The following is a 3,071-nucleotide window of genomic DNA, read 5'->3' as shown; positions in this document are numbered from 1 at the left end:
GCTTGCAAAGCCGATGTTGCGGCGGGTCTTGATGATTTCGGCTTCGATGAAGAGGGTGTCGCCAGGGAGTACTGGGTGACGCCATTTGACTTTGTCCGCGCTCATGAAGTAACCAATCTTGCCTTGGTTCTCAGGCTTGCGGAGCATGAGGCATGAAGCAACCTGCGCCATTGCTTCTACCTGTAGTACGCCTGGCATGATCGGGTGGCCCGGGAAGTGGCCAGGGAAGAATGGCTCGTTGATAGTCACATTCTTCACGCCAGTGCACTTATTGTCGCCTACGAAGTCGATGATGCGATCGACGAGGAGGAATGGGTATCGGTGTGGGAGAATCTTGAGGATGTCGTTGATGTCGAGCACTGCTTCGCCTTTAGGGATAGCGAGTGGTGGCACCATAGAGCGCATACGAAGGTAGTTCGTCTTGAGAATGGCAGCCATCTTTGTGTTAGGGCCGTGGCCTGGTTTGACACAGATGACGTGGCCGGTGATGCGCTTGCCACTGAGCATGAGGTCGCCAATGACGTCGAGCGCCTTGTGACGGGCAAATTCGTTGTCAAAGCGAAGTGGCTCTTTGCTCATGATTTCTTCACCGCGGATGACGACAGCATTTTCGAGCGATCCACCTTTGATGAGGCCTTTGTCGAGAAGTGGCTTTACGTCTTCGTAGTAGACGAAGGTACGGGCTGGAGCGATTTCCTTTTCATAGGTCTCAGGGTTGACAACGCTGGAGAAGTACTGGGTGAATCGGCCGTCAGGTCCGACATTGGTGCAGGAGACGCGGAATTCCTTGTCTGGGACGATGGTGATGAATGATCCATTACCTGAATCATAAAAAAGTGGCTCGCGGATCTCCCAAACCTTAGCAGGCACATCTTGAGTGACGACGCCTGCTTGTTTGATAAGTTCTACGAATGGAGCGGATGAACCATCACCGATCGGTGGCTCATTGGCATCCATCTCGATCAGAGCATTATCAACACCCATTCCTGTGAGTGCGGAGATGACGTGCTCTACTGTGTGCACCTTCACTGATCCTTCAGCGAGGGTGGTAGCGCGTTCTACTGTTTGGACCTTGCTGACATCGGCGTCGATGAAAGGTTGGTCGTCGAGATCTATTCTACGAAATTGGAATCCGGAGTCAGCAGGGGCTGGTTTGATGGTGAGAGTCACCTTCTGACCAGTGTGGAGAGACGAGCCCTCGAGGGTTGCTGGAGCAGCGAGAGTTTGTTGCATTTCAATCGGCATGCTGCGAGTCAAAACAGAGTGGTACAAAGATGCAAGTTTTTTGGGTTTCCAGAGTGAAATCTCACGCTAGAGTCCCCGCATGCAGCCAGAGGTCGAGCAATTGATAGATTTAGCACTCCTAGAAGATATAGGAGCAGGGGATGTGACCGCAGAGTATTTTGTGCCGGAGGAGGTGCAGTCGCGTGCGTTCATGTTGGTCAAAGATTCTGGCGTGATTGCTGGATTGGATATTGCTGAGAGGATCTTTGCTAAGATCGATCCGAATATCGTGACCCGGCAAATGGTGGCTGATGGGAGTGTGGTCACGCATGGCACGAGGGTGATGGAGATCACGGGCTCTGCTAGATCATTGCTGACTGCGGAGCGTACGGCTCTCAATTTCACTCAACGGCTTTCTGGAGTGGCGACGAAGACGGCGCGCTTTGTGGAGCTGACTGAGGGGGCTCAGGCGCAGATTCTTGACACGCGCAAGACGACACCAGGATGGCGTTGGCTTGAGAAAATGGCTGTCAGGACTGGCGGTGGTACGAACCACCGGATGGGGCTCTATGATAGAGCGATGGTGAAGGATAACCATTTGGTGGCTGAGAATGGTCTGGAGTGGCTACAGCAAGCGATCCTGCAGTTGAAGTCGGATAAGCCTGGTGTGGAGGTGGAGCTGGAGGCTGACCGGATAGATCAGGTGGAGCAGTTCCTGACTCTTGAGGGAGTGGATTACATTTTGCTCGATAATATGAGTAACGATGAACTGCGTGATGCGGTAGCCATGCGTGGCGCTACAGGACCAAAGTTGGAAGCCAGCGGCGGAGTGAACCTGGAGACTGTGGCTGGTATTGCTCAGACGGGTGTTGATTTTATCTCGGTCGGCGCAGTCACGCACTCGGCTGTGGCCTTGGATATCTCCTTGGAGTTTGTTGAGTAGTTCTTTTTCTCTCAGCTTCTCCTTAGTATGCATATATTGTTATAGCGTACTGTTAGAGTGTGCTTGGTGACATTTTGGTTGCAATCACCGAAGCGGTGAGTAGAAGCGCGTAGCAGCTCGCCAATAGGCGTGTTGTGGCTCATGGAGACTCGTAGTACGAGCAGGAAATAGATGGGGAATCCGGTGCGCACGCCAACTCTATGGTGTTGGGTGTTATTCCGGAGCGGTACCGCCACTGTGAGGTTGACTAGACATCAGCTGAGCCAGGATGCCACGCCATGAGACAACATTAGCTATCCCTGCGGATTTCAGGGGCAGAACTATGAAAAACACTACAAACAATAACCTGGTATCAGGTAAGCAAGTTGTGGCTGGACTGATTGCAGTCAGCCAATGTGCGGCACAGGCTCAAGAGGCAAAAGTACAACTCGAATCACTCGAGCCAACGACCGTGATCGCCTCGAGGTTTGAGAATCCTCTCGATAAGACGAGTTCATCAGTCTCTATCTTGACGGGGGAGGGATTGGAACGCACCCAGCAGAATCGTTTCCTCAATGCTGTAGACGATCTAGCAGGTGTACAAGCCCTCTCCACAGCGGGTCAAACAGGCTCTATCGGTACTGTGATTGTGCGTGGTTTGCCCACGCGCTATAATCAGGTAGTGGTTGATGGTGTTCGCGTCACCGAATCCAACAACTCCACTGGTGTTTTCCTAGGTGCAGCGCAAACGAACCAAGTTTCACAACTTGAAGTGCTTCGCGGTCCTCAGAGTGTTCTCTATGGAGCAGACGCAGCAGGTGGTGTGATTGGCATCACTAGCCGTCTAGGTGAAGATAAGCCGAATCTTTCTCTCTACGCTGAAGCTGCACCTTTCTATAGCTATAGTCTTCCTGCTGCGACCATC

The 3,071-nt window shown here is 52.4% G+C and carries 3 protein-coding genes and 1 riboswitch; of the genes, 2 read left to right on the top strand and 1 reads right to left on the bottom strand.

Going from position 1 to position 3,071, the window contains the following annotated elements:
- Positions 1-1,245, bottom strand: a 1,245-nt coding sequence (locus ABGY95_RS03055; RefSeq protein WP_347440222.1) for a bifunctional UDP-3-O-[3-hydroxymyristoyl] N-acetylglucosamine deacetylase/3-hydroxyacyl-ACP dehydratase, incomplete at its 3' end; no start/stop codon positions are given.
- Between the two features lie 79 nt (positions 1,246-1,324).
- Between ABGY95_RS03055 and nadC the strand changes: the two genes are divergently transcribed.
- Together nadC and ABGY95_RS03045 are read left to right on the top strand one after the other, a co-directional pair.
- Positions 1,325-2,167 carry a carboxylating nicotinate-nucleotide diphosphorylase gene (nadC, locus tag ABGY95_RS03050; RefSeq protein ID WP_347440221.1) on the top strand — a complete coding sequence of 281 codons (843 nt, stop codon included), beginning with the start codon at positions 1,325-1,327 and terminating at the stop codon, positions 2,165-2,167.
- A gap of 126 nt (positions 2,168-2,293) precedes the next feature.
- A riboswitch (cobalamin riboswitch) is annotated at positions 2,294-2,462 on the top strand.
- A gap of 27 nt (positions 2,463-2,489) precedes the next feature.
- The coding region (locus ABGY95_RS03045; RefSeq protein WP_347440220.1) for a TonB-dependent receptor plug domain-containing protein at positions 2,490-3,071 on the top strand (582 nt) is incomplete at its 3' end.

The organism is Rubritalea sp. (assembly GCF_039830215.1).
In the GTDB taxonomy this organism is placed as follows: domain Bacteria; phylum Verrucomicrobiota; class Verrucomicrobiia; order Verrucomicrobiales; family Akkermansiaceae; genus Rubritalea.
The sequence above is the reverse complement of the archived record's forward strand: the minus strand, read 5'-3'. Positions and strand labels throughout refer to the sequence as shown.